24 protein-coding genes are annotated in these 24600 nt (G+C 63.0%); 6 read left to right on the forward strand and 18 right to left on the reverse strand.

The window, feature by feature from the left end:
• Nucleotides 1–35: 35 nt before the first annotated feature.
• The 8 genes from LPA37_RS04095 to LPA37_RS04130 form a co-directional block, all read right to left on the reverse strand.
• Nucleotides 36–1178, reverse strand: coding sequence for a CmpA/NrtA family ABC transporter substrate-binding protein (locus tag LPA37_RS04095; protein WP_228981580.1), 1143 nt, complete (start codon nt 1176–1178; stop codon nt 36–38).
• 10 nt (nt 1179–1188) lie between these two features.
• Nucleotides 1189–1764, reverse strand: a complete 576-nt coding sequence (locus tag LPA37_RS04100; RefSeq protein WP_228981579.1) for an ANTAR domain-containing response regulator — start codon at nt 1762–1764, stop codon at nt 1189–1191.
• A 34-nt stretch (nt 1765–1798) separates the two neighbouring features.
• Nucleotides 1799–4483 (reverse strand): nitrate reductase, encoded by a 2685-nt coding sequence (locus LPA37_RS04105; protein ID WP_229011666.1) that lies wholly within the window; start codon nt 4481–4483, stop codon nt 1799–1801.
• Between the two features lie 13 nt (nt 4484–4496).
• On the reverse strand, nt 4497–4820 hold the full coding sequence (nirD, locus tag LPA37_RS04110; RefSeq protein ID WP_228981575.1) for a nitrite reductase small subunit NirD: 324 nt from the start codon (nt 4818–4820) through the stop codon (nt 4497–4499).
• Nucleotides 4821–4836: 16 nt separating this feature from the next.
• On the reverse strand, nt 4837–7269 hold the full coding sequence (gene nirB / locus LPA37_RS04115; protein WP_229011748.1) for a nitrite reductase large subunit NirB: 2433 nt from the start codon (nt 7267–7269) through the stop codon (nt 4837–4839).
• A 16-nt stretch (nt 7270–7285) separates the two neighbouring features.
• Nucleotides 7286–8488 (reverse strand): nitrate/nitrite transporter, encoded by a 1203-nt coding sequence (locus tag LPA37_RS04120; RefSeq protein ID WP_228981574.1) that lies wholly within the window; start codon nt 8486–8488, stop codon nt 7286–7288.
• A gap of 356 nt (nt 8489–8844) precedes the next feature.
• Entirely contained in the window at nt 8845–10074 is a 1230-nt protein-coding gene (locus LPA37_RS04125; RefSeq protein ID WP_228981572.1) for a Fic family protein, read from the reverse strand.
• Nucleotides 10075–10183: 109 nt separating this feature from the next.
• The gene (locus tag LPA37_RS04130; protein WP_407672476.1) at nt 10184–11518 is read right to left on the reverse strand and encodes a cyanate transporter; all 1335 of its coding nucleotides are present in this window, start codon (nt 11516–11518) and stop codon (nt 10184–10186) included.
• 216 nt (nt 11519–11734) lie between these two features.
• On the opposite strand from LPA37_RS04130, the gene LPA37_RS04135 reads away from it, so the two are divergent.
• Nucleotides 11735–12475 (forward strand): GntR family transcriptional regulator, encoded by a 741-nt coding sequence (locus tag LPA37_RS04135; protein ID WP_229011668.1) that lies wholly within the window; start codon nt 11735–11737, stop codon nt 12473–12475.
• A gap of 68 nt (nt 12476–12543) precedes the next feature.
• Here LPA37_RS04135 and infA read toward each other — a convergent pair whose 3' ends face one another.
• The 4 genes from infA to LPA37_RS04155 all read right to left on the reverse strand — a co-directional run bounded on the left by infA (nt 12544) and on the right by LPA37_RS04155 (nt 15929).
• Entirely contained in the window at nt 12544–12819 is a 276-nt protein-coding gene (gene infA / locus LPA37_RS04140) for a translation initiation factor IF-1 (RefSeq protein ID WP_228981564.1), read from the reverse strand.
• 124 nt (nt 12820–12943) lie between these two features.
• A complete protein-coding gene (locus LPA37_RS04145) occupies nt 12944–13225 on the reverse strand; it encodes a hypothetical protein (RefSeq protein ID WP_090534236.1) in 282 nt (93 codons plus the stop codon).
• A gap of 539 nt (nt 13226–13764) precedes the next feature.
• Nucleotides 13765–15006, reverse strand: coding sequence for an NAD(P)/FAD-dependent oxidoreductase (locus LPA37_RS04150; protein WP_228981562.1), 1242 nt, complete (start codon nt 15004–15006; stop codon nt 13765–13767).
• Nucleotides 15007–15152: 146 nt separating this feature from the next.
• Nucleotides 15153–15929, reverse strand: coding sequence for an ABC transporter substrate-binding protein (locus LPA37_RS04155; RefSeq protein ID WP_228981560.1), 777 nt, complete (start codon nt 15927–15929; stop codon nt 15153–15155).
• 201 nt (nt 15930–16130) lie between these two features.
• On the opposite strand from LPA37_RS04155, the gene LPA37_RS04160 reads away from it, so the two are divergent.
• The 4 genes from LPA37_RS04160 to LPA37_RS04175 are packed head-to-tail and all read left to right on the forward strand — an operon-like array spanning nt 16131 to nt 18321.
• Nucleotides 16131–17102, forward strand: coding sequence for an ornithine cyclodeaminase family protein (locus tag LPA37_RS04160; RefSeq protein ID WP_228981557.1), 972 nt, complete (start codon nt 16131–16133; stop codon nt 17100–17102).
• 54 nt (nt 17103–17156) lie between these two features.
• Complete coding sequence (locus tag LPA37_RS04165) at nt 17157–17843, forward strand: helix-turn-helix transcriptional regulator (protein WP_324251762.1); 687 nt, start codon at nt 17157–17159, stop codon at nt 17841–17843.
• A 45-nt stretch (nt 17844–17888) separates the two neighbouring features.
• Complete coding sequence (locus tag LPA37_RS04170) at nt 17889–18080, forward strand: DUF1653 domain-containing protein (RefSeq protein ID WP_228981555.1); 192 nt, start codon at nt 17889–17891, stop codon at nt 18078–18080.
• 46 nt (nt 18081–18126) lie between these two features.
• Complete coding sequence (locus LPA37_RS04175; RefSeq protein ID WP_090534227.1) at nt 18127–18321, forward strand: YqaE/Pmp3 family membrane protein; 195 nt, start codon at nt 18127–18129, stop codon at nt 18319–18321.
• 8 nt (nt 18322–18329) lie between these two features.
• On the opposite strand, the gene LPA37_RS04180 is transcribed toward LPA37_RS04175, so the two are convergent.
• A complete protein-coding gene (locus tag LPA37_RS04180; RefSeq protein WP_228981554.1) occupies nt 18330–18638 on the reverse strand; it encodes a 2Fe-2S iron-sulfur cluster-binding protein in 309 nt (102 codons plus the stop codon).
• A 190-nt stretch (nt 18639–18828) separates the two neighbouring features.
• On the reverse strand, nt 18829–20772 hold the full coding sequence (locus LPA37_RS04185) for a sigma-54-dependent Fis family transcriptional regulator (RefSeq protein WP_229011670.1): 1944 nt from the start codon (nt 20770–20772) through the stop codon (nt 18829–18831).
• 450 nt (nt 20773–21222) lie between these two features.
• On the opposite strand from LPA37_RS04185, the gene LPA37_RS04190 reads away from it, so the two are divergent.
• Entirely contained in the window at nt 21223–21513 is a 291-nt protein-coding gene (locus tag LPA37_RS04190) for a DUF1488 family protein (RefSeq protein WP_228981550.1), read from the forward strand.
• Between the two features lie 143 nt (nt 21514–21656).
• On the opposite strand, the gene LPA37_RS04195 is transcribed toward LPA37_RS04190, so the two are convergent.
• From LPA37_RS04195 to LPA37_RS04210, 4 genes are all read right to left on the reverse strand, one after another.
• Entirely contained in the window at nt 21657–22187 is a 531-nt protein-coding gene (locus tag LPA37_RS04195; RefSeq protein ID WP_229011672.1) for a cytochrome b, read from the reverse strand.
• A gap of 33 nt (nt 22188–22220) precedes the next feature.
• Nucleotides 22221–23522, reverse strand: a complete 1302-nt coding sequence (locus LPA37_RS04200) for an NCS2 family permease (protein WP_228981545.1) — start codon at nt 23520–23522, stop codon at nt 22221–22223.
• 192 nt (nt 23523–23714) lie between these two features.
• A complete protein-coding gene (locus tag LPA37_RS04205; protein ID WP_229011674.1) occupies nt 23715–24251 on the reverse strand; it encodes a YaiI/YqxD family protein in 537 nt (178 codons plus the stop codon).
• 94 nt (nt 24252–24345) lie between these two features.
• On the reverse strand, nt 24346–24600 hold the full coding sequence (locus tag LPA37_RS04210; protein WP_229011676.1) for a DUF4148 domain-containing protein: 255 nt from the start codon (nt 24598–24600) through the stop codon (nt 24346–24348).

Here is a 24600-nt window from a genome sequence, read left to right on the forward strand (position 1 = left end):
TGGTCGTGGAAAAGTGCAGGGGCCAGGCGGCGGCGCTAAGCCCGTATGTCGAACCCTTGCGCGTATGTTTCCGGCTTGCTTGCGTCCCATACGCGGCCATCGATCAGCACCTGCGGTACTTCGAGCACAGGCACGGCGAGGCCCATGCGTTGTGCTGCTTCGCGATAAAGCGCCGTCTGGTTGATTGCAGCAGCAATAGCCGTGTAATCGTCGCGCTGCGCGATCATGCCCCAGCGCTCATATTGCGTGAGAAACCACGCGCCGTCGGACGCGCGCGGATAGTTGACTGCGCCGCCTTCGAAAAATCGCACCGGCAGACGTGTTGCGCTGCTTGCATCGGTTCCCAGTCGCGCCGCGATCAGCGCCTGGGGCGCGCCGAGAAATTCCGGTTGTGCGAGTCTTCTCGCGATCTCGTTTCGATGACCGGCGTCATCGAGCCAACGGCACGCTTCGAGCATGGTTTGCACGAGCGCGCGTGAGGTGTTGGGGTGCGCGCTGACAAAATCGCGCCTGCACGCGAGCACTTTCTCCGGATGATCCGGCCAGATTTCGCTGCTGTAAGCGGCGGTGCGGCCCACACCTTGCGCTTCTGCAACGGCATTCCACGGGTCGCCCACGCACAGGCCATCGAGCCTTTCTTCCGCGAGCGCGCCGACCATCCGGGGCGGGGGAATAACGACGCTTTCGATATCGCGCAACGGATGAACGCCTTGCGCGGCGAGCCAGTAATACAGCCACATCGCATGCGTGCCCGTGGGGAACGTCTGCGCGAAAACCGGTTTGCGTCCGAGCGTGCGCAGTGCGGCCGGTAGCGTGCCGTGCTCGTCGAGCGCGGCGGCAAGCCGGTTCGATACGGTGATCGCCTGACCATTGCGGTTGAGCACCATCAGCACGGCCATATCCGTTTGCGGACCGCCAAGCCCGAGCTGGATGCCGTAGACGAGCCCGTAGAGCGCGTGCGCCGCGTCCAGATCGCCGGAGAGCAGCTTGTCGCGCACGGCGGCCCACGAAGGCTGCCGGCAGAGTTCGAGCGTCAGGCCGTGGGCGTGACCGAATTCGAGCAGCTTGGCCGCGACGAGCGGCGCTGCGTCGCTTAGTGCGACAAAGCCAAGCCGCAGATGCGTTTTCTCGAGCCGCTCCGATGCGTTGGAACTGGCGTGTTGAGTAGGTGCGTTCATGAGCGAGCCATCATTGGGACGATTCCGCCGACGCGATCAGCTGACGCGCCACCTCGGCGAGTTTGACGCCCTGGTTCATCGCACGCTTGCGCAGCGTGGCGTAAGCGGCATTTTCGGTCATTTTCTGCTGATCCATCAGCAGGCGTTTCGCGCGATCGATCAGCTTGCGTTCGGCCAGTTCGTTTTCCGCCTGCGCAAGACGTTCGCGTAACCGCGATTCCTGTGCGAAGCGGGCGAGCGCCACTTCGAGAATCGGCGCGAGACGCTCCGTCGCGAGACCTTCGACCAGATACGCCGTCACGCCTGCGCCTACCGCGTCGCGGATCAGCTGCTGGTTTGCATCGGGGCTGAACATCAGGACCGGGCGCGGCGCCGTGGCGTTCATCACCGCGAGTTGTTCGAGCGTGTCGCGGGAGGGCGATTCGGTATCGATGATGATCACATCAGGCCGCTCGCTCTGGACGACACGATGCAACGCTTCAGGTGTCGCGGTTTCGGCAAGCATGTCATAGCCGAGCCGCGCGAGGGCGTCGCGCAGCTCGCCGATGGGTTTGTCGGTGTCGGTGACGAGCAGTACACGCAGCATCTTTCGCCTGTTGTTATCGGCCGTTTCAATGTGTTCAGGTTGCAACGGTAGTCGCCTCGCACATCCGTTTCAGTTCAGGGATGCACGAGCCACAGACCGTGCCGCAGCCGAGCTTCGTTTTCAGTTCCGGCAGGGTGGCGCCAGCCGCAATCGCCGCCTGGATGCGGGATTCGCCGACCTGCATGCAGTTGCACACCACGCGTTCGCGCGCGACGTTTGTCTGCTTCTGCGTAGAGAATACCGCGAAGCGCGGTCCGGACCACGGAGTGGCGTCGCGCAGGCGTGCAAGGAGGGCGTCTGCGTTCGTCACGTCCCCTGCGAAAACAAAGCCGTCGATAATGTTCTCGCGCCATACGACGCGCTTGTCAAGGCCGCGTCGTGCATCGCGGTATTCGAGCGTGTCTTCGCCGACGGGAAGATCAAGTGCTTCGTAGAGACGCGGCAGCCAGTCCGCAGGCGCATCGTCGTGCGCCGCGCGCAACACGATCAGATCGTCCTCTTCGATGCTGATCGCGGCGTAACTGCATTCCTTCAGCAGCGGCTGTACGGCAGCCTGTAGCGCGAGCACATCGCCGCGTCGGGCGGCAACCAGCCGCCACGGCAGCTCGACCGGCTCGATACGCACCGCCGCGTGCTTCAGTTCCGGCTGAAACGAGGAAGGGTCGACGGCGGATATCGTCGTCTCGTTGATGCCGCCGCTTGCCAGAAATTGCGCGCTCCAGTGCATCGGCGCGAATACGGTGCCGGACTGCACGTCGTCTGTCAGTTGCACCGGTAGTACGAGATTGCCGCGCCGGCTCGACACACGTACAAGATCGCCTTCAACGAAGCCACGACGTGCGGCATCGCCGCGCTGCATGCTGAGCGCGGGCGCCGGTGCGTGCGAAAACAGTTTGCCGACCCGGCCCGTGCGGCTCATGCCGTGCCACTGATCGCGCAGGCGCCCGGTCAGCAGACGAAACGGGAAACGCGCGCTGGTTGCTTCCGCAACCGGGAGATAGTGGGTCGCGTGAAAACGCGCGCGGCCGTCCTGCGTTGCGAAGACGCCATCGGTATAGCGACGCGCCTCCCCATGCATAACAGCCGCGCGAAACGGCCATTGCTGTGGGCCGTTTTCTTCGAGCACCGCATAGCTCAGTCCACCGATATCGAGGTCGCGGCCTTCGGTAAGCGTTCGATGTTCGTTGAACACATCTTCAGGATCATCGAATGCAAACAGTGTTTTAAGCGCCCCCTGGCGCGCTTCAATCCGCTTTGCGACTTCATTGACGATCCACCAGTCAGGCTTTGCCTCGCCGGGCGCCGCGACGGCCGCACGTACGCGCGAAATGCGGCGCTCCGAATTGGTAACCGTGCCGGATTTTTCTCCCCACGTCGCGGCGGGCAGCACGACGTCGGCGAACGGCACCGTGTCGGTCAGCATGAACGCTTCCTGCACGACCACGAACTCTGCTTTTGCCAGCGCTTCGCGAACGCGCGGAATATCCGGCATCGAATGCGCCGGGTTTGTGCAGGCGATCCAGATTGCCTTGATCTTGCCGGCGTGCAGCGCTTCGAACATGTCGACTGCGGGCAGGCCGGGGCGGTCGGACAGTTGCGATACGCCCCATAGCCGCGCCACTTCTTCACGATGTGCCGCGTTGCCGATATCGCGATGTGCCGCGAGCATCGTCGCCATGCCACCGACTTCGCGGCCGCCCATCGCATTGGGCTGGCCTGTCAGCGAAAACGGTCCCGCGCCCGCGCGGCCGATCTGGGCCGTAGCGAGATGCAGGTTGATCAGGGCGAGATTCTTGTCGGTGCCGTGGCTCGACTGGTTGAGTCCCATGCAGTACAGCGACAGCGCCGCATCGCTCGCGCCGAACCATTCGGCCGCCTGCATGATTTCGCGCTCAGTGATGCCGCAAATCCCCGCCACCATGCGCGGCGTGAAATCGCGCACCAGTGCTTTCAGTGCGTCAAAATCAGCGGTGTGCTGCTCGATGAAATCGCGATCGACGAGGCCTTCCCAGATCAGGTGATGCAGCATGCCGTTGAAGAGCGCGACGTCGCTGCCCGGCTGGATCGGCAGATGCAGGTCGGCCATGGCCGCCGTATCGGTGCGGCGCGGATCGACCACGATCCAGCGGATCGATGGATCGGCCGCTTTCGCTTCTTCGAGGCGGCGAAATAACACGGGGTGCGCCCACGCCATATTGCTGCCCGCGAACAGCACGGTTTTCGCGCGCTCCAGATCGTCGTAGCAGGTGGGCGGGCCGTCGGCGCCGAGCGCCATCTTGTACGCCGTGACCGCGCTCGACATGCACAGGCGCGAATTCGTATCGATGTTGTTCGTGCCGATCAGGCCTTTGGCCAGCTTGTTGAAGACGTAATAGTCTTCTGTCAGCAACTGGCCCGATACATAGAATGCGACCGCATCCGGCCCATGCTGCTTGATCACTTCGGCAAAGCGCGCCGCGACGGTATCGAGCGCGGTGGACCATTCGACCTGCTTGCGTGGCATGTCGCGTTGCAGCCGCATTTCCGGCATTGTCGCGCGACCCGTTTCGCTTTGCGCGGTCAGCGCGAGCGACATCCCTTTCGTGCAGAGCCTGCCGAAATTCGCCGGATGATCGGGGTCGCCCTGAACGCCGGCGATGCGTCCATTTTCCGCTTCGATCAGCACGCCGCAGCCGACGCCGCAGTAGCAGCAGGTGGAGCGGGTCACGGTCTTCGTCATATCCGTGCGCCGGTCAGCTCAGGCCAAGATAGATCGAGCCGTCTGCATCGACGCGTACCGGGAAATGCCGCGCGCAGCCTTCATCCGGCGCACGCGCCTGTCCACTTGCAAGATCGATATTCCATGCGTGCAGCGGGCAGGTCACGCTTTCGCCGTGCACGATGCCAAGCGAGAGCGAGCCGCCCTTGTGCGGGCAGCGGTCGAGCAGCGCGAACACCTTGTCCTGCGCGGTGCGAAAAATCGCCACGTTGCCGCTTTCGCGTTCGAGCACGCGGCTGCCAAGCGGCGGAATGTCCGCGACCTGGCAGATACGGGTCCATTCTTGAGTCACTTTCATGTCCATGGTGTCGTCCTCAGGCCACGATTTTTAGCGGGATGTATTCATGCTTCTGCTTGCCGGCGATTCGCGCATCCCACGGATCAGGCAAACCTTCCAGCGAATACAAGAGGCGTTCGTACAGCGCCTTGCGGTTCGCCGCATCGTCTACGACCTTCTTCTTGATGTAGTCGAGGCCCACGCGTTCGATGTAATGCACGGTACGGTCGAGATACCACGCTTCCTCGCGATAGAGCTGAAGGAACGCGCCTGAATATTCCTTGACCTCGTCCGACGTTTTCACCTTGACGAGAAACTGCGCGACTTCCGTCTTGATGCCGCCGTTGCCGCCCACATACAGTTCCCAGCCGCTATCCACCGCGATCACGCCGACGTCCTTGATACCTGCTTCCGCGCAGTTGCGCGGGCAACCGGATACGGCGAGCTTCACCTTGTGCGGCGACCACATGTTCGCGAGCATCGTCTCGAGATCGATACCCATCTGCGTGCTGTTCTGCGTGCCGAAGCGGCAGAACTCGCTGCCCACGCATGTTTTCACGGTACGGATCGATTTGCCGTAGGCGTGGCCCGACTTCATGCCAAGGTCTTTCCATACATTGGGCAGGTCTTCCTTCCGGATGCCCAGCAGGTCGATCCGCTGGCCGCCGGTGACCTTGAGCATCGGTACGTTGTATTTGTCGGCGACATCCGCGATGCGGCGCAGTTCGGCCGCGTTCGTCACGCCGCCTTTCATCTGCGGAATCACCGAGAACGTGTTGTCTTTCTGGACGTTCGCATGCACGCGCTCGTTCACGAAGCGGCTTTGCGGATCATCGACCGCTTCGCGCGGCCATGTGGAAAGCAGGTAATAGTTGATGGCGGGGCGGCAGGTCGCGCAGCCGTTCGGCGTGCGCCATTCCAGGAAGTCATACACTTCGCGATGCGTGACCAGATGATGATCGCGGATCGCCTTGCGCACGTCGCCGTGATTGCGATCGGTGCAATGACAGATTGCCTTCGTCTTCGATGTCTCCTGGAAGTCGGAGCCGACCGTGCTCATCAGGATCTGTTCGACAAGACCCGTGCACGAACCGCACGAGCTGGACGCCTTGGTGTGCTTGCGCACTTCGTCGAGCGTGAAGAGGCCTTTTTCCGTGATCGCCTTGACGATCGTGCCTTTGCATACGCCATTGCAGCCGCACACTTCGTCGCTGTCGGCCATCGCGGCGGCGCGGCTTTGGCCCTGCACGCCCGAATCGCCGACATTCGATTCGCCGAACATGATGTGATCGCGCAGGTCACCCAGCTTGCGGCCTTCACGCAGCAGCTTGAAATACCATGCACCATCGGCGGTATCGCCATAGAGGCACGCGCCGACGAGCTGATCGTCCTTGATGACGAGCTTCTTGTACACACCGCCCGAAGGATCGGACAGCACGATTTCCTCGGTGCCTTCGCTACCCATGAAATCGCCGGCGGAAAACAGGTCGATGCCGGTGACCTTGAGTTTGGTCGAAAGAACCGAGCCCTTGTAGCTGCCGATGCCCAGCAGCGCGAGATGGTTCGCGCAGACTTTCGCCTGCTCGAAGAGCGGTGCGACGAGACCATAGGCAATGCCGCGATGGCTCACGCATTCGCCTACCGCGTAAATGCGTGGGTCGTAAGTCTGCAGCGAATCGCTTACCACGATGCCGCGATTGCAGTACAGGCCGGCCGCTTCGGCAAGCGTCGTATTCGGACGGATGCCGGCGGCCATCACGACGAGATCCGCGGGTATCGTCTCGCCGTCCTTGAAGCGAACCGCACTGACTTCGCCCGCTTCGTTACCCACGATCTCCGACGTCGATTTGCCCAGCAAAAACGCGAGGCCACGTTCTTCGAGCGAGCGTTGCAGCAGCTTGCCCGCGGTCGAATCGAGCTGACGTTCAAGCAGCGTGTCGGCCAGATGCACGACGGTCACGTCCATGCCGCGCAGCTTTAACCCGTTCGCGGCTTCAAGGCCAAGCAGACCGCCGCCGATCACGACCGCGCGACGCTTCACCGCAGCCGTATCGATCATCGCCTGCGTATCGCGGATGTCGCGATACGTGATCACGCCGTTCAGGTCCTTGCCCGGCACGGGCAGGATAAACGGCGTGGAGCCGGTCGCGATCAGCAGACGGTCGTAGGGTGCTTCGGTGCCGTCGTCGGCAACCACCACGCGCTTCACGCGGTCGATCCGTTCGATCGTCTTGCCGAGATGGAGCGTGATGTCGTTCTGTTGATACCACTCGATCGAATTAAGAATGATGTCGCCGAATGCCTGCTCACCGGCGAGCACCGGCGAAAGCAGTATGCGGTTGTAGTTCGGATGCGGCTCCGAGCCGAATACGGTGATGTCGTAATGGCCTGGCGCGATCGTCAGCAGTTCTTCGATCGTACGAATGCCGGCCATGCCGTTACCGATTACAACGAGGCGAGGTTTGTTCATCATGATGTATTCCCGTTCAGACGCGTGCGGCTGCAACCGACCACGCACTGCGCCAGCGGCGCTTCACGTTGCTCATGCCGGCCCAGCCGAGCGCGGCCAGTGCGGCGAAAAGCCAGAGACCCATTGAATAGTCGCCGGTGGCCTGCTTGATCGAGCCGAGGCTCGCGGCAAGCGCAAAGCCGCCTACGCCGCCCGCCATGCCGATCAGGCCGGTCATCACGCCGATATCCTTAGCGAAGCGCTGCGGGACGAGCTGGAACACGGCGCCGTTGCCCGCGCCGAGACATAACATCGCCGCAATGAACAGCGGCAGCGTGACGAACGGACCGCCTGCGCCAAAGCCCGCGAGACCGATCAGCACCGCCACAGCCGCGAACACGTTGAGCAGCGAACGCGTGCCGCCGATGCGATCGGCCATCAGTCCGCCGAACGGACGCATCACCGAGCCTGCGAACACGCACGCAGCCGTGGCCCAGCCGGCCAGCTTCGGATCGAAACCGAACTGGTCGTGAAAGTAGCCGGGCAGCGCGCTGGCGAAGCCCGAGAAGCCGCCGAACGTCAGCGAGTAGAAGAACATGAACCACCACGCGTCGCGACTGGCGAGCATGCGGGCATAGTCACGCAGATGCTTGTGCGCGACGACGCCCGGTGCATCCTTCGCGCTGAGCGTATAGAACACCAGCACGGCGATGAGCGGGATACAGGCGATGCCGAACACGCTCTGCCAGCCGAACGCGACGGCCAGCACCGGCGCGAACAGCGCGGCGAGCACGGTGCCCGAATTGCCCGCACCGGCGATGCCCATCGCGGTGCCTTGCTGATGCGGCGGATACCAGCGCGAGGCGAGCGGCAACGCCACCGCGAACGACGCGCCCGCAACACCCAGCGCCGCGCCGAACAGCAGCACCTGGCCCATCGAATGCACGCCGGTGCGCCACGCGACGAGAAGACTCGCGATCACAAGCACCTGACCGATCAGGCCCGCACGCTTCGCGCCGATGCGATCGGCGAGCATGCCCATGAACACACGCAGGATCGCGCCGGCCAGAATCGGCGTGGCGACCATCAAACCGCGTTGCTGGGTGGTGAGCGACAGTGTGTGGGCAATCTGGATCTGCAGCGGTCCAAGGAGATACCAGACCATGAAGCTCAGATCGAAATAGAGGAATGCGGAAAACAGCGTGGGGGTGTGGCCGTTACGCCAGAAGCTGCGGTCCATGATTGTTCCGTCGTCGGATCGCATCCGGATGATGTACCGGATACGACAAACGTCGAACGCCATTGCCCGACCGATGAACGGCACGGAGTGCCGTTTCGCTGCGTGGTCCCGCGCAGTGTGTGCTGCGGTGCCCGGTTCATGCATCCCCGCGCCGTTGCAAGGTGCGATAGCTACTTAGCAACAGCCATGCCACCTTGCGACATCGGCGCAAAGCCTTGCTGGGCGTGGGTTTGGGAGAGAGAGCCGCAGGTCGCATATTGCACCGCAGCAGTGCGTCGCCTCGCGTCGCCGCACAGACTTGGCGCGGGTGGCGCGTTCGTGGCGCGTGGAGCGCGCTCATGAATTTTTATATGGACTCAGGCGGTATTCGCTTCGGCTTCGGGCCACAAGCGCGGAAACAGATAGCGGAAAAGACCCAGCGGCAACGCCAGTTCGATCGGCCCTTTCGGCGTTCTGGAGCGCACGATGCCAAGCGTCAGCAGATCGGCGAGCACGCGATCGGCGGTGCGCGCGGCGAGCCCCATCATGCCCTTGAAGCGGGCCCGGTCCATTGTGCTTGCCGTGCCCAGCCACGCGAGCGGCTGCGCCGCCTCGGCGCGCAGATAACGCGTGGCTTCGCGTGTGCCTTCGGCGGCGAGCATCTGCGCGAGCCTCGCCTCGAACGCGCGCATATCCAGCATGCCGTTCATGAAGCGAACCTGGTCGAGACAGATATTCATGCCAAACTCGATAAAGTCGACGAGGCCTTTTTCGGAGAGAACCCCGCGACCGTCGTAGTCGCCCTGACGTGGCTGGTCCGCTGCGATCAGATGCGCGTAATAGCTCGACTGTTCGCGTGCGAGCCCGCGCATGGGCGACCACAACCCCTGCGTGAGCCCGAGCGCCGACAGCCCGAGATGCGTGTGCAGACGCGCCGTGCGGCCATTGCCATCGAGAAACGGGTGAATCCATGCGAGCCTGTGATGCGCCGCCATCAACGCGATGACAGCGGTTTCGCCAGCACGTGCGTGACGATAGCCGCGATGCCATTCGTCCATGAATGCGGGGATGGTGGCGGGATCGGGCGGAATATGCGCACCCACCTTGACGCCGCGCGTGCGCCACACGCCTGGAACGATGGTTTCTTCGCGGCCTTCGTCGTCGATCTGGGTCAGGTCGGTGGGCGAGAGCTGGTCGTGCAGATGACGATGGATCGCCTGCGCCACCGAGCCCTCGAAAAAGACGCTCGAATCGAAAGCGGGAAAAGTGTGTTCGCCCCATTGCTCAGTGGCGATATGCGCCACTGCAATGCGCTGTTTGCGGGCTTCCGCGGGCTTCTTTGAAAAGTCCTGCTGCATCGCCTGTTCGATCAGAAGCGGCTCCGTATGCTGGCCCTCGATCTTGTTCGTGTAGTACGAGTTCATGGGACGCAGCGCGTCGCGCAGCAGATCGCGCAGATGCGGCATGCCGTGAGCCGCGAGATCCTTTGCATCGCCGATCACCTGGGCGGCGAGCGGGCGCAGCCCGTCCAGCCCCGGCTCCGAAGGCAGAAGCGGATGCATCTGATGGACGGCGTAATACGGGTATCTCGAGGAAGACGGTGCCATGGCGGACCTGTTGGCGGATCACGTGGCGAATCTTATCATCGATATAAAATCTTGAAAATATGTTTATTTACATGTGGTTATATTAAGTGTGGCGAATCATGTGGCGAATTTATATCAACGCTTTTCGTGCCACGCTTCGTGTCAGCGCCCGGGCATAACTGCGTGGAGAAAACGCAAACGTCAGCGCAATCATCGCTGAGATGGTCACTGCCAGCATGATCCACGCCGCCGTGAAAGTTCCCGTCAGATCGCGTACGAAGCCCGCCAGCATGGGCGCCGCTGCCGCGACGACAAAACCGACGCCCTGTACAAACGCGACGAGCCGGGCGGCGAGCCGGTGGTCGCCGGCGTGATCGAGCGTGGTGACGAGCGTGAGCGCGAACGTGCCGCCGAGACCCGCGCCAGCGAGGGCGACCCACAGCAGGGGCGCTGCTTCGGGCCACGCAGTCAGCCCCACAATGCCCGCAAGCTGCGCCGAAAGGCCCGCGACGAGCCACGGTCGCCGGTCGCGGAACGACGCTGCGGCGAGCGGCAGCAACAGCGCAGCGGCGGCCTGAAATACGGTCATGCCGGCAAGCAGCGAACCGCCGGTAGCGACATCGGCGCCGTGCTGCAGGTAGTACGCGGGCAACCATGCGACGAGGCTCGTATAGCCGCCGTTGACGAGCCCGAAGTGCAGTCCGAGCGCCCATGCGCGGCGGTTGCGCACAAGACTGACGGAAGGCTGCGATAAATCGTGGCGTGAGGCGGACGATGGGCATGCCGGACTTGCAAGACTCGTCGGACCTGCGGGACGCTGGCGGTTCAGGCAAAGCCAGCAGATGAGCGCCACGAGCGCCGGGAATGCCCAGACGGCGAGCGCGGCGTGCCATGAACCGGCAAGCTGCGCGATCCACGGACTGAGTCCGGCGCCAAGCCCACCGCCGGCCATCATCGACGCCGAGAACACGCCCATCACCAGCGGCACGCGCGTGCCGAAACGCTGCTTGATCACGCCCGGCAGCAACGCCTGGATCGCCGCGACACCCATTCCCGCCAGTGCCGCCGTGAACAGCAGCATGGCGCCGGTTTCCGCCGTCCAGCGCGCGGCACACGCAAGCCCGATCGCCAGAAGCCCGAGCGCAACGCCGCGGGTTTCGCCGACGGCCCGCGTGAGCGCGCCTGCACCGAATGCGCCGATCCCCATGGCGACGACCGGCAGGCTCGTCAAAAGCGACGCGCCATAGAAACTGAGGCCGGTTGCTTCGCGAATCGCCGCCATGAGCGGACTGATCGAGCTCAGAAGCGGCCGCAGATTCACACCCACGACGATGATCGCGCACAACCACACGGCATCGCGCCAGGTCAGCGCCTGCATGGCTGGAGAGGGGCGAAGTGTGTCCGTACACGGGCGGGCAGCGGTGGGAGATTGACTCACGGAACCTTCGTCGGAAGAAGTGGACATGGGCGGTGCCGACCCTGCATGCGGGTCACGCAGCACGCATTGGCGTGTTTCTGCGTTGCACGATGGTTAACCATTTTACGATAAAATGGTTAACCAGATCGCTATGTCTGGTATTTCCGGTTCCGGGTATGCCGCAGTCGATGGCCTTGGAGCCATACGTGTCGCTACAATGCCGCCAGACTTCGCTACAGCCTGCCTGCCGCTATTCGCCCATCCATGACCACACGCGTCCGACGTTCACCTTCAACCGCCGAAACCGCGTCGCCCGCTGTTGAGGACGTGTCCGTGCCGATCAGCGTCGAGGAACGCATTTACGCGTCGATTACCGATGCGTTGCTGCAGGGCAGGCTGCGTCCGGGCACACAGCTTGTCGAGCGTGATCTGGCGGCGGCGTTCGGCTGCACGCGCGGCGCGTTGCGCAAGGTGCTGGCGCGGCTTGGCTTCGAGGGAAAGCTGGTGCTGGAAGCGCATCGTGGCGCATTCGTGCCGGCGCCTTCCGAAGAAGACATCCGGCAGGTGTATCGCGCGCGGCAGATCGTGGAGGCGGGTGTTGTCGCCGCATTATGCGGAGCGTTGCCGGCGCAGCAGAAGCGGCGTCTCATCGCGCATGTGCGTCAGGAAGAGAAGGCACAGCATGCGGGGCGCGTCGATGAAACGGTGCGCCTCGCGGGCCAGTTTCACGTTCTGTTGACGGAACTCGCTGGCGGCACGGAATTACTGGGTCTGGTGATGCAACTGGTCGGAAAGACCGAGTTGTACAAGGCGTTGTACGATCCGTCGAAAGGATCGACCTGTTCCGCCGATGAGCACACGCGGATTATCGAGGCGCTCGATGCAGGCGAACTGCACACCGCGCTGGATGTGATGCGGGTTCACCTTGGAGAACTTGAGGAGCGTGTCGTTCAGCAGGTCCGCCTGCAATCCGGCAGCAATCCTGGCGCGCTGTTCAGCGAATAGAGGATGCGCCCGACGGACCCACGAACGAGAGTTGCAGCGGCTACCCCGACGGGGCCGCTACGGCCGGCCTAGCGCCGACGGAATTGCGAGTTGCGGGCACCGCCGCCACCGCCGCTGGCACGTTCGTCCTTGTGGCGGAAGTTGATACGGCCTTTCGTCAGGTCATAGACCGACAGTTCCAGCGTCACGCGGTCGCCCGCGAGAATACGGATGTGATTCTTGCGCATGCGTCCGGACGCATATGCGCCTACCACGACGCCATTGTCGAGCGTCACGCGGTAACGGCTATCCGGAAGTACTTCGTCGACGATACCGTCCAGTTCAAGCAGTTCTTCTTTCGCCATGCATAGCTCCTGGTCAATGAGTTTGGGCCGCTTCGACCGGATGCCGGCGAAGCGTGTGATGCGGTAAAAGGCGGCGCCGTGGCGCGCCCGTCAATCAATGCGAAAACGTGCGAAGCGGTGCCGCTTAAAGATCGGCGACCGTCTGGCCGTCCACGCGGCCGTCGATCAGTTGCTCGGCGTGCGCCATGCACGCGAGACGCGCCTTGCCCGTGCCTTCGAACGGCCACAGATGCGGCAGCCGGAACACGCGGCCGTCGGCCGACGGGTTCGCGCCAACGCGGCAGATGCGCACCGACGCTTCGTAGCCGGCGTCGGGGTTGCGTCGCGTCTGCTCGTCGGAATGACGGCGCGGATACACGAGCGGGTGAATTTCAAAGCCTTTGTAGGTCCTGACAGCTTGAGTCATAAAACACTATGTCCTGTAATACGTGACCAGCATGTCCCGCACATGACGCACGGGAACGACCGGTCTGGCGGCGCAGCCTGACGGCGCGCCGCACGAAAAAAGAATCGCGCCAGCCCGCTTCAACGAGACTTGCGCTCAGCCGCGGCGATTCGCGGATTCGATGGAGAAGAAACACGCCGATGCCGCGTGGGCACTGGGCGCATGAAAAAGCACGACTCGCGACAGCGAATGCGCCATGAGTGCAACAAGCGCATTGCCGGAGTGACGGGATCGCCGGCGGGCGGTGATCGAACTGTCGGGGGTATTGCGGAGACGCCGGTTGGTGCCGATCGATACTGCCAGTACTGCAGATTCGAGGTACAGCTATTCCAATATGATGCACTAAATGCGATAGCTTGGATAGCAAAAAGTTTCCCGCGCCGGCGGGTTGCGGCACAAAGACGTTCTACCGCAGGCGTTCTGGCGACCCTCCGGAGAGGGCGTGGATGCCTGCGTCGGGGATGGCACGGGGCCTGTTCGGGGATGGCACGGGGCCTGTTCTAGTCGAACCGTCCCGCGCGGTACGGACGTGGATCGGTGAAGGGCGTCGCGCCGGTCATCATTTCCGCCAGCAGGCGTCCGGTTACGGGGCCGAGTGTCAAACCGTGATGGTTGTGGCCGAATGCGAACCACAGCCCGCGATGGCGTGGTGCAGGCCCGATGACCGGTCGCATGTCGGGCGTGCACGGGCGCATGCCGAGCCACGGCGCCGCATCGGTACGTGCGCCGAGGCCGAACACCGGCTTCGCGATCCGTTCCGCGCGCTCGAGCTGTACACCTGTCGGCGGCGCGCCACGCCGCGCGATTTCGACGCCTGTCGTGAGTCGCAGCCGGCCCTGCATCGGCGCGACCACGTAGCCCTTTTCCGAATCGACAACCGGCACCGACAGGATCTGCCGCGCCGGCTCGTAGTGCATGTGATAACCGCGTTTCACACGCAGCGGAATGCGATAACCAAGCGGGCCGAAGACCGTGTCCGACCACGGGCCGAGCGCGAGTACGACTTCCTTCGCGCTTATCCGGCCGGCCGGGGTCTGCACTGTCCAGGCGTCATCTTCGGTGCATAGCGACGTTGCGTCGCCCGTCAGGATCGCACCGCCACCAGCCTCGAACAGGCGGGCATAACCTTTCGTCAACGCGCCCGGACTGGCGACGCTTTTCGGATCCAGCCAGTGCAGCGCGCCGCGAAATCCTTCCGCGAGACCGGGCTCGCGCGCACGGAGTGCGGCGGCGTCGAGTGCGACAACGCGCAGGCCGTTTTCACGGGCTGCGACTTCGGCGGCCGGTGCTTCGCTGTCGAATGCCGACTGCGTGCGAAAGGCCTCGATCCAGCCGCCATCGTGGACGAGCGCATCCATGCCCGCGCGCGCGATCAGCGCGTCGTGTTCCGTCACACTGCGCGAAATCAGCGGCAGCATGTCGCGCGCGGCGCCCGCCAGCCGGGCCGGTGAAGATTCCCACCAGAAACGCGCGAGCCATGATGCGTACGACGGAAGCGCCTTGTAGTCCCAGTAGAGATCGGTCGAGGCGTTACGCGCATAGCGCAGCAACGTGCCGAGATTGCGCGGAAAGCCATATGGCACGATCGACGACCGCTCGATCAGCCCCGCGTTGCCGAAGCTCGTTTCCTCGCCGGGGCCGCGGCGATCGACCAGCGCGACGCGTTTGCCGCGATCCTGCAGATGCAGCGCTGAAGATACGCCGACAATGCCGGCTCCCAGAACGATGACGTCGAAATCCATAGGCTCCGCTTGTGCGCCTGAAAATTGGAGTAGGGGAAATGGCGGACGCGCCGCGCGCTTTTCATCCGCGCGATCATGCGCCGCCAGTTCCGGCTTCGAGTCGCACACGGCGCGGCTCGAAGCCGTCGACTCTAATCAGGACTCGCTTATTTCGCAATGATGTCGCGTTTGAAGTATTTCTGCGAGAGCGCGCTCAACGTGCCGTCCTTTTTCAACGAATCGAGCGCGGCGACCACTTTCGACTTTAACGCCTGGTCGCCCTTGCGCAGACCGAGGCCCGTGCCTTCGCCGAGTGTTGCCGGGTCGCTCAGCGGAGCGCCGAGAATCGCGAAGTCATGCGCTTCCGGCTTGCCGAGAAAACCGTCCTGCACGGTCTGCGCTTCCTGCACGCACGCGTCCAGCCGGCCCGCGACGAGATCCGCGTAGACCTGGTCCTGGTCCTGATACGACACGACGGAAACACCCGCTGTCGCCCAGTGCTGTTTCAGGAAATCTTCCTGGGACGATCCCTGCAGCACGCCCACCCGCTTGCCCTGCAGGCTCTTCACGTCGGGCAGCAGTTTCGAATCGCGTTTCGCGACCATCACGATCGGTACGACATAGACCGGCGGCGTGAAATCGATGCTCTGCTTGCGCTTGCTGGTGATGTTCATGGCCGAATTGATCACGTCGAACTTGCGCGCCTGCAGCGCGGGAATCAGGCCGTCGAACGAATTTTCGACCCACACGCATTTCACGTTCATTTTCTTGCAGACAGCGTTGCCGACATCGATGTCGAAGCCCTGCAGTTCGCCCGACGGGCTTTTGCTTTCGAATGGCGGGTAGGCGGCCTCGACGCCGAAGCGCAGCGTGTCGGCGGCATGGGCGGTGCTTGCGAGTCCGGCAAAAGCGACTGCAAGGCAAAGGGAGAGTTTGAGTTTCATGGACGGTTCCTGGGCGATGGGTGGAACTGCGAATCAGTGTGAAAACGGACAACCTGTGGAACGAATATAGACTGAAAGTCTATTATGGACTATAAGGGATTTCATCGAGTCTGGTTTTAATAGTCTAGAATAGACTCTATGTCTACAATTTAAGGCGTGCAACCTGCTTTTCGCGCGCGCCCCCGATCTGGAGAAATACGTATGAGCAGAAATGAACAGGCTATGCCGCTGATCGTCGATGAAGACATCGTGCGGCGCGCGTTACCCGCACTGGATGTGCAGGGCGCGCTCGCGGCGATGTTTCGCGCGCTGGGCGAGGACAACGCCGTACAGCCGCCGCAGACGCTCACACTCTTTCCCGCGCAATCCGGCGACTTCATCACGTACCTCGGTGCGATGGCGCAGGCGAAGGTGTTCGGCGCCAAGCTTTCGCCCTACATCGTGACGGGCGGCCGGCCGGTCGTCACGGCGTGGACCGCGTTGATGTCGATGGAAACGGGCCAGCCGCTGATGTGGTGCGACGCCGGATTGCTGACGACCGAGCGTACCGCCGGAACCACGGCGCTCGCGGTCGGGCATCTTGCTGCCGCGGGCGCGCGGCAGCTGGCGATCGTCGGTTCCGGCGCAATCGCACAGGCGCATCTGCGGCACGTTGCGCCGCTGCGGCCGTGGGAATCGATCCGCGTGTTTTCGCCCGATCTGCCGCGCGATACGGCGAAGCAGGCCACGCTGCGCGCAATCGACGCGCGCGCGACGTTCAGCGCGAACGTCGAGGACTGTGTGCGCGATGCGGACGTGGTGATGCTTTGCACGTCGTCGGGCACATCGGTGCTGCCCAAAGGCGCGCTCACGAGGCCCGCGCTTGTCACATCGATCAGCACGAACGTCGCGAATGCGCACGAGATCGATCCCGCGTGGCTGCCGGATATGGACGTGTATTGCGATTACCGTCGCACGACGCCGGGCAGCGCGGGTGAAATGAAGCTGGCCGCGGAGCGGCATGGCTGGTCCGCGCAACGCGTGGCGGGCGATCTGCCGGAACTGCTCTGCGGCACGTGCCCGGTTCCGGCGTACGAAAAACCGGTCTTTTTCCGCTCGATCGGCCTCGGGCTCGAAGATGTGGCGATTGCGTACGGGCTGTTGCAGCATCTGCGCGCGCTGCGCGATGCTTGACAGAAACGTTCCGGGTGGCGACGATTCCCCCGCGCCTGCCAGCACTGCCGGAACATGGCAGTGCGTTCCGATCCGCCCCACGTGCTTACAGAACCCATGCGCAAGAAAAAGTCGTCACCTGTCAAAGACCTGCTGCTAACCCGTTACGCGCCGCTCGCGGACGGTATCGCGACGCTCTTTTTCCCGTACGCCGAGGTCGTCATCCACGATCTGCGCGACCAGACGGTGCTGTACCTCGCGAACAACCTGTCGCGGCGCGAAATCGGCGACGATTCGGCGCTGGAGGAAGTCGATCACTCGGCACGCGAACGGGTGATCGGTCCGTATGAAAAGCTGAACTGGGACGGTCGCCGCATGCGTTGCGTGAGCAACGTGCTGTTCGACGACGAAGGCAAGCCCGCGGGCATGATGTGCATTAACTTCAATATCGCGGTATTCGATGAGGTGCGCTCCACGCTCGACCTGTTTATCAAGGGTGCGGGCATCGTCGCGCAGCCGGACGAACTGTTTCGCGACGACTGGCAGGATCGCATCAACACGTTTCTGCATGGCTGGCTGCGTGAACGGCAGATAGGCCTGAATGCGCTTACGCGCGATCACAGGCGCGAACTGGTCGAGGCGCTCTATGCCGAAGGCGCGTTCCGCGGCAAGAGCTCGGCGAACTATGTGGCTGCCGTGCTCGGTATGGGACGCGCGACCGTCTACAAACATCTGAAGCAGATGAAGGAAAACGCGAGCTGAAAATCGCGCGTTACCTGCTGCTGCAACCTGAACAGGAGTGAATCCGTGCGCTACCGGCACTACAAGGGCGGCATCTACGAACTGGTCTGCGAGGCGACGCTGGAGTCGGACCCGGGCGTGACGATGATCGTCTACCGCGCGGCGAATGGTACGATCTGGACCCGTCCAGCTTCGGTGTTTTTCGAACCTGTCGAACACGAAGGCACAACCGTTTCGCGGTTTACGCCGATCGATTGATTAACCGCGTGTCGAAAGCGCGCGATTTGCAGAAAGAGAAACAGACATGCGTCTATTGCTTGCCATCATCCTGCCGTGGTTCCAGTTTTTCACGATCGGGCGCCCGTTCGCCGGGATCATCTGTCTGATCCTGCAGATCACGCTGATTGGCTGGATTCCGGCCGCAATCTGGTCGGTGTATGCATTGAGCCAGTACAAGACCGACCAGAAGATCGAGCGCGCACTGGGTTCGCGCATGTAAGTTCGCGCTCAGGTGTTCTGGAGCTCGACTGCGTCAGGCACCTCGATCACCAGATCCGACGCGGCAATCGCCACGCAGGGCAGGATCAGACCTTCGGTCTTTTCTTCCCTGGTCAGGCCGGGCCATTCGATCGTGTATCGCACCTCGCCTTCCTTCATCTGGCACAGACACGTTCTGCATGTGCCGTTGCGGCACGATCGTGGCAGCCGCAAGCCGGCGAAGCCGGCGGCCTCGAGCACGGTCAGCGAATCCGGTGCCTCGAACGTTTTCCCTGACGGCTCGATACGCACGGAGAACGGTCGCGCGGCCTCAGACATCGTTCAACCCGCACAGTCTCTTTGCATGCGATGTCACTCGCACGTTGTTACCACCACAAACGCGGGCGCCTGAATCAGGTTCGAAAGAGGGGCGGCAGGCCATGACGGGTTCTCCCGGCAATCACGGGAAGGTGTCCAGAACGTGCAAGCTTAGCTTAAGCCGCCGCGTCATGTGAACCGGGAGCCGGTTTCAATGCGTGCGCCGCTGCCGCAGATAACGGTAAACCGTATTTCGCGCGAGCCCGAGCTCACGCGCGGTCGCCGACACATTGCCTGCGTTGCGCCCCAGCGTCTGTTCGATCAGCGCTACCTGCCAGTCCTGCATGTTCCCCGGGGTCGTGCTGGCGCTTCGCACGGTCTGCATCGACGGCGACACGTAGCGTTCGGGCGCGGTGTCGCAGTCCTGCAGGAAATCGTCCGGTAGATGCTCGAGTCCGATCTCGTCCTCGCCTTCAGCCATGATGGCCGCAGTGCGCAGCACGTTCGCCATTTGCCGCAGGTTACCCGGCCAGCGGCAACGCTGGAAGCGTTCGAGCACGGCACTCGAAACACGCGCTGGAACGGCGTCGCTGTCGCGTTGCAGATCGAGCATGCGTGCGATCAGCGCGGCGAGATCCGTTCGTTCGCTGAGAGCCGGCAACGTGACGGCAAGGCCGTTGATGCGGTAATACAGATCGTCGCGGAACGTGCCGGCTTCGATCATCGCGCGCAGGTTGCGATGCGTCGCGCAGACGATACGCAGGTCGACAGGAATCGCTCGCGTTCCGCCAAGCGGCACGACGTTGCGCTCCTGCAGCACGCGCATCAGCCGCACCTGCTGCGCGAGCGGCATGTCGCCGATTTCATCGAGAAAGAGCGTGCCGCCGTCGGCCTGAACAATCTTGCCGACGCTGCCGCGTTTCTTCGCGCCGGTAAACGCGCCATCTTCGTAGCCGAACAGTTCCGCTTCAATCAGCGTATCGGGCAGCGACGCGCAGTTCACCGCGACAAACGGTGCATCGCGACGCGGCGAATCGTTATGGATCGCGCGCGCAAGCCATTCCTTTCCGGTGCCGGTGTGCCCGAGCACCAGAATCGGAATATCCCGGCCGCGCACTTTCCCGACGCGCCGAAGTACCGCCGACATCTGTTCGTCGCCGGTGTCGAGCGTCGCGAACGTCACATTCTGGGCCGGCGCGTTCGCCGGGCGTGTGGCGCGTATGGACCGCACACCCGTTTCGAAGCCTTCATCGGCAGGTGCGCGAAACACCTGTCGCGCGCCTGCTGCATATTCGCCGCGCGCGATGACGCGCACGCCGCTTGGCAACGTGAGCGTCACGTATTCGCCGGGCCGGTATGTCGCATGGTTCAGCAGCGCGGGCAGCGCCATGCCGAACAGTTCGGGAAAGGTTTGCGTTTGCAGGGTCGCGAGCGGGCGTCCGAACTGGAACAGCGCGCTGCGGTTGGCGGCGAGAAACCGGCCGTCAGGTGCGAACGCGGCGAGTCCTTCGAACAGCGTGCCGATGAATTCAGCACGCGCGTGGAAATGAATGCGGATGGCGTCGGCGAACTGGTTCGTGAAGATCACGTTTTCGATCATCTGCGCGGACATCCGCACGAGCGCCAGCGTGTGCTTGTGAAAGCCGCGGGTGTCGCCGCTCACATCGAGCGCGCCGATCGTGCGCCCGAACGGGTCGGCAATCGGTGCGCAGGAGCAGGTGAGAATCCGGTTCGCGTGAAGAAAATGCTCGTCGGCATGAACGACGGTCGGCTGTCCGTCGACGAGTGCGGTGCCGATTGCATTCGTGCCGCGATCCGATTCGGCCCATGACACGCCCGCGCACAGCGCGACGCGATTCGCTTTTTCGACGAAGTCGCTATCGCCAAAGCTGTGCAGGATGACGCCTTCGCTATCGGTGAGCAGCACCATGCTCTGCGTATCGACGATCTGCGCATACAACGTCTCCATCACCGGCAATGCGTGGGCGCATAGCGCGTGATTGCGCTCGACGAGTTCGCGCAACGCCGGGCGGCGCAGCGGATGGAAATCGGGTGCTTCGGATGCGCGCAGTCCGACGCTCAACGAGCGCGCGTGAGCCGTTGCGATGACATCCGGGAGTGCCGTTGCGGGTGGCGTCGAATAGCGTTGCGTCAATGCATGTCTCCGGTTCTTCCCGAACGCGCCCGCGAGATGCGTAGCCTCGCGAGTCGCCACCGCTGTTCATGGCGCGCTGCAGCATGGCAGCGGATGGATTCCCCATCATACAAGATGCGTCCAGGTCTTCACATGCGGGAGAAAACGGAGTGCGCGGCATGTAACGACGTTTCGCTACCTGCCGCGACGAACCGGCCGGGAAAGACCCGAAAAGCCCGGAATCCACGGCCGGCGCGGGCCAGTGCTTCATATCGACTGCGTCGCGACGGTGAGCGCGGCAGGGAAAACTTGCAGCCCGGCAGAAGTCGTCTAAAGTGAATAAAATCAGCCGCCCGGCGTGTCACGTTACGGATTGTGCGGCTGTCATCCGCGCATGTAACCGGTCAGGAGGCGCTTTTAGCAGACATGTGTGGCCCCGATTGATTGTTCGTCACCCGAAAGGCGATTCCCATGCAGATCATTTTCCTGAACGAAACCCCTGAATACTCGGGACAAGAACTTACCCTGGCATTCCCGGTAATGGTCGATGGGGAGAGGGTGGAGTGCATGATTACCGCCGAAACGCTGGAAGACCACTACGGGGCCGCATCGACACGCCTCGAAGACATGATCGGCGCATTCTCCACGCACCGTGAACACATTGAAGCCGCAACGCGCAGGTTGCTGTCGGAAACACGGGCGCAATGTCTCGTGCTGCGCAGCGGTTACGTGCGTTTCTACCAGGCGAACCTGCGCAACTAGGTTGGGGTATCGGGCGCGTGACGCGCGAGCGGATCAGCGTGACCGCCGCCATCGGATAGGGCGGCGTCGAAGTTTGCCCGAAGTTCACCCCGGTCGAGGCGGATACTGCCACGCTGCGTCGACGGGCTACGTCCGTGATGCGCTCAAAGCATGCGTCGCAGCGTGCGGTCCCTGAAGACGACGTGATGCATGAGCGCGCCCAGCGCATGCAGTCCGATCACGAAGTAAAACGCATTGCCAATCCACTCATGCGCGCTTTTTATCGCGTGTCGCGCAATCGTGTCGGTTCCCACCAGCGTGATTTCGATGTTCAATCCGGCTAGCGTCAGCGGATGGCCGCCGGTATTGAGCGTCAGAATGCCAAGCAGCGGCTGCACAAAAATAAACAGATACAGCGCGACGTGAGCGAGCCGCGCGAGAAAGGTCAGCACGGGGTTGACTTCAATCTCATTGGGCGCGCCGCGCCACAAGCGCCACACCAGCCGGAAAACCGCGAACGTGAGCACGAGCGTGCCGGCCCAGTAATGCACCCCGTTCCAGAAGATGCGGCTATCGCTGCCCTTCGGGCCGCGAATCTCGATGGCCAGATATGCGAGCGCGACGAGCAGGAAGACTGCCCAGTGAAAGAACACGGCAGGTTTCGAATAGCGGTCCTGTGAGGTCGAGTTTTGCACGCTGCGGCATCCTTTGTGGTTTGTCAGGAGCGCCTATTCGGAGCCCAGATAGAAATAGCGGAACAGAAAAACGGCCGCGATGATCCATACAACAGGTTTTACCTGACGTACCTGACCCGTCAGCAGTTTCAGCCCGGCGTACGAGATAAAACCGAACGCAACACCATTTGCGATCGAATACGTGAACGGCATCAGCAGTGTGGTGAGGGCGGCCGGCACGACTTCCGTGGCATCGTCCCACGGCAGGTCGGCCATTTCGCGCAGCATCAGGCACGACACGTAGAGCAGCGCCGGCGCGGTCGCGTATCCCGGCACGACGCCCGCGAGCGGCGCGAAAAACAGCGCGGCGAGGAACAGCACGCCGACGGTAATTGCCGTCACGCCCGTGCGGCCACCGGCCTGCACGCCAGACGCACTTTCGATATACGCCGTCGTCGACGACGTCCCGAGCATGGAGCCCGCCAGAATCGCGGTACTGTCGGCGAGTAGCGCCCGGTTCAGGCGATGCATCTTGCCTTCGACGAGCAGGCCGGCGCGGTTCGCGACGCCCATCAGGGTGCCGGTCGCGTCGAACAGTTCGACGAGGAAGAACACGAGAATCACGTTGAGCACGCCGCCTGACAGCGCAGCGCGGATATCGAGGTGAAAGAGCGTCGCGTCGATCGAAGGCGGTGCGGACACAATGCCGTTGAAATGATTGCCGCCGAAGAAAAAGCTGAGCACGGTCACGCCGACGATGCCGATCAGGATCGCGCCGCGCACGCGCAGGAAGTCGAGCGTCGCGATCGTGAAAAAGCCGACGATCGCGAGAACCACATGCGCGCTGTGCAGGTTGCCGAGCGTGACGAGCGTCGCCGGATCGCCCACCACGATACCCGCCGACTTGAGCGAGATGATCGCGAGAAAGAGGCCGATGCCGCCCGTGATGGCAATACGGATCGAATGTGGAATGCCGTTCACGATGACTTCGCGCACCCGGAACAGCGTCACGATCAGGAACAGGCATCCGGAAATGAACACGGCCCCCAGTGCGGCCTGCCACGTGAATCCCATGCCTTTCACGACCGTGTACGCGAAATAGGCGTTGAGCCCCATGCCCGGCGCGCAGGCGATCGGGTAGTTCGCGTACAGCCCCATGATGAGCGTGGCGAGCGCGGACACGAGACAGGTGGCGACGAACACGGATTCTTTCGGCATGCCTGCATCGCCGAGAATCGCTGGATTCACGAAGATGATGTAGGCCATCGTCAGGAACGTGGTCACGCCTGCAAGCACTTCCGTGCGCAGATTGGTGCCGGCTTCGTCGAAGCCGAAATAGCGTTTTACGGAGTCCATGAGTGCGTCTCTCGTTGTGTCCTGATGGTTTTCTTGTGATGAGCGGAGGCTTCGTTCCGGGCGCAAGGCAGACGAAACCGGACGCAGAGCAGCCATAACCGCATGCTACGGGCGGATTGTAAACACGATTGATTGTGAAGTAGCAGTTCGTCGCGTGCTTCGTGGAGGCGGTGCAACACCGGTTGACGCGCTTCAGTCTTCGTGCGGATCTTGCGGATCGCCATCGGGCGTGGACGTACCGGCAGACAGGGAGCCAGGCGCGGCAGAAGGCGGAACGGGGCGCGGCGCATGGCGCGCCAGCCATCGGTCGAGTTCTCCCGCGAAGGTTTTTGTATCGCGCGCGCTGAAGGCGGACGGGCCGCCCGTGTCGACGCCGCTGCCGCGCAGCTGGTCGAGCATCGCGCGCATGCGCAGGCGTTCTTCGATCGTGCCGGGGCTGTACCAGTTGCCGCGCGGATCGAGCGCATGCGCGTTTTTCCGCAGCACGGCGGCGGCAAGCGGGATGTCGGCGGTGATCACGAGGTCGCCCGCCACCACGCGTTCAGCGATCAGGTCGTCGGCGGCATCGAAGCCGGCCGGCACCTGGATCGTGCGGATCAGGGGGGAAGGAGGAACACGCAGGAACTGGTTCGCGACCAGCGTGACGGTCACGCTGACGCGCCGCGCGGCGCGAAACAGCATGTCCTTGATGACGACCGGACAGGCGTCCGCGTCTACCCAGATTTGCATCGTGTCGGCTTCCGGAGTCGAAGGAGCGTGAGGATACCCGACTCAGGATAGCGCGACCGATGCGACAGGGTGTGGCCTGTTACCTGTTACCCGGTTATTGCGGGGTGGCTGCTGACTGGGCGCGTCGCGCCGCGACAATCTGGCCCGCCTGCTGCGCGTTCGTCGGGTAGTTGATCCAGTCGAACGGATCGTAACCGGCCGCACGCCACGCCACGAGATCGGATTTCACCTCGGCGCGGGTCTTCGGTGCGGAAGGATCGTATGTCTGCGTCGCGGTCTGGGCGAATACAGCAGGCACGAGCAGCGTGCCGAGCAGTGCGCCGGCAGCGATACGGGAAATGATGTTCAT

This window comes from Paraburkholderia gardini (assembly GCF_907164545.1).
GTDB lineage: Bacteria > Pseudomonadota > Gammaproteobacteria > Burkholderiales > Burkholderiaceae > Paraburkholderia > Paraburkholderia gardini.

Coding starts and splice junctions, on each gene's coding strand:
- LPA37_RS04095 (WP_228981580.1), bottom strand. CDS start 1,178: ATGAACGCACCTACTCAACACGCCAGTTCCAACGCATCGGAGCGGCTC.
- LPA37_RS04100 (WP_228981579.1), bottom strand. CDS start 1,764: ATGCTGCGTGTACTGCTCGTCACCGACACCGACAAACCCATCGGCGAG.
- LPA37_RS04105 (WP_229011666.1), bottom strand. CDS start 4,483: ATGACGAAGACCGTGACCCGCTCCACCTGCTGCTACTGCGGCGTCGGC.
- nirD (WP_228981575.1), bottom strand. CDS start 4,820: ATGAAAGTGACTCAAGAATGGACCCGTATCTGCCAGGTCGCGGACATT.
- nirB (WP_229011748.1), bottom strand. CDS start 7,269: ATGAACAAACCTCGCCTCGTTGTAATCGGTAACGGCATGGCCGGCATT.
- LPA37_RS04120 (WP_228981574.1), bottom strand. CDS start 8,488: ATGGACCGCAGCTTCTGGCGTAACGGCCACACCCCCACGCTGTTTTCC.
- LPA37_RS04125 (WP_228981572.1), bottom strand. CDS start 10,074: ATGGCACCGTCTTCCTCGAGATACCCGTATTACGCCGTCCATCAGATG.
- LPA37_RS04130 (WP_407672476.1), bottom strand. CDS start 11,518: ATGTCCACTTCTTCCGACGAAGGTTCCGTGAGTCAATCTCCCACCGCT.
- LPA37_RS04135 (WP_229011668.1), top strand. CDS start 11,735: ATGACCACACGCGTCCGACGTTCACCTTCAACCGCCGAAACCGCGTCG.
- infA (WP_228981564.1), bottom strand. CDS start 12,819: ATGGCGAAAGAAGAACTGCTTGAACTGGACGGTATCGTCGACGAAGTA.
- LPA37_RS04145 (WP_090534236.1), bottom strand. CDS start 13,225: ATGACTCAAGCTGTCAGGACCTACAAAGGCTTTGAAATTCACCCGCTC.
- LPA37_RS04150 (WP_228981562.1), bottom strand. CDS start 15,006: ATGGATTTCGACGTCATCGTTCTGGGAGCCGGCATTGTCGGCGTATCT.
- LPA37_RS04155 (WP_228981560.1), bottom strand. CDS start 15,929: ATGAAACTCAAACTCTCCCTTTGCCTTGCAGTCGCTTTTGCCGGACTC.
- LPA37_RS04160 (WP_228981557.1), top strand. CDS start 16,131: ATGAGCAGAAATGAACAGGCTATGCCGCTGATCGTCGATGAAGACATC.
- LPA37_RS04165 (WP_324251762.1), top strand. CDS start 17,157: ATGGCAGTGCGTTCCGATCCGCCCCACGTGCTTACAGAACCCATGCGC.
- LPA37_RS04175 (WP_090534227.1), top strand. CDS start 18,127: ATGCGTCTATTGCTTGCCATCATCCTGCCGTGGTTCCAGTTTTTCACG.
- LPA37_RS04180 (WP_228981554.1), bottom strand. CDS start 18,638: ATGTCTGAGGCCGCGCGACCGTTCTCCGTGCGTATCGAGCCGTCAGGG.
- LPA37_RS04190 (WP_228981550.1), top strand. CDS start 21,223: ATGCAGATCATTTTCCTGAACGAAACCCCTGAATACTCGGGACAAGAA.
- LPA37_RS04200 (WP_228981545.1), bottom strand. CDS start 23,522: ATGGACTCCGTAAAACGCTATTTCGGCTTCGACGAAGCCGGCACCAAT.
- LPA37_RS04205 (WP_229011674.1), bottom strand. CDS start 24,251: ATGCAAATCTGGGTAGACGCGGACGCCTGTCCGGTCGTCATCAAGGAC.
- LPA37_RS04210 (WP_229011676.1), bottom strand. CDS start 24,600: ATGAACATCATTTCCCGTATCGCTGCCGGCGCACTGCTCGGCACGCTG.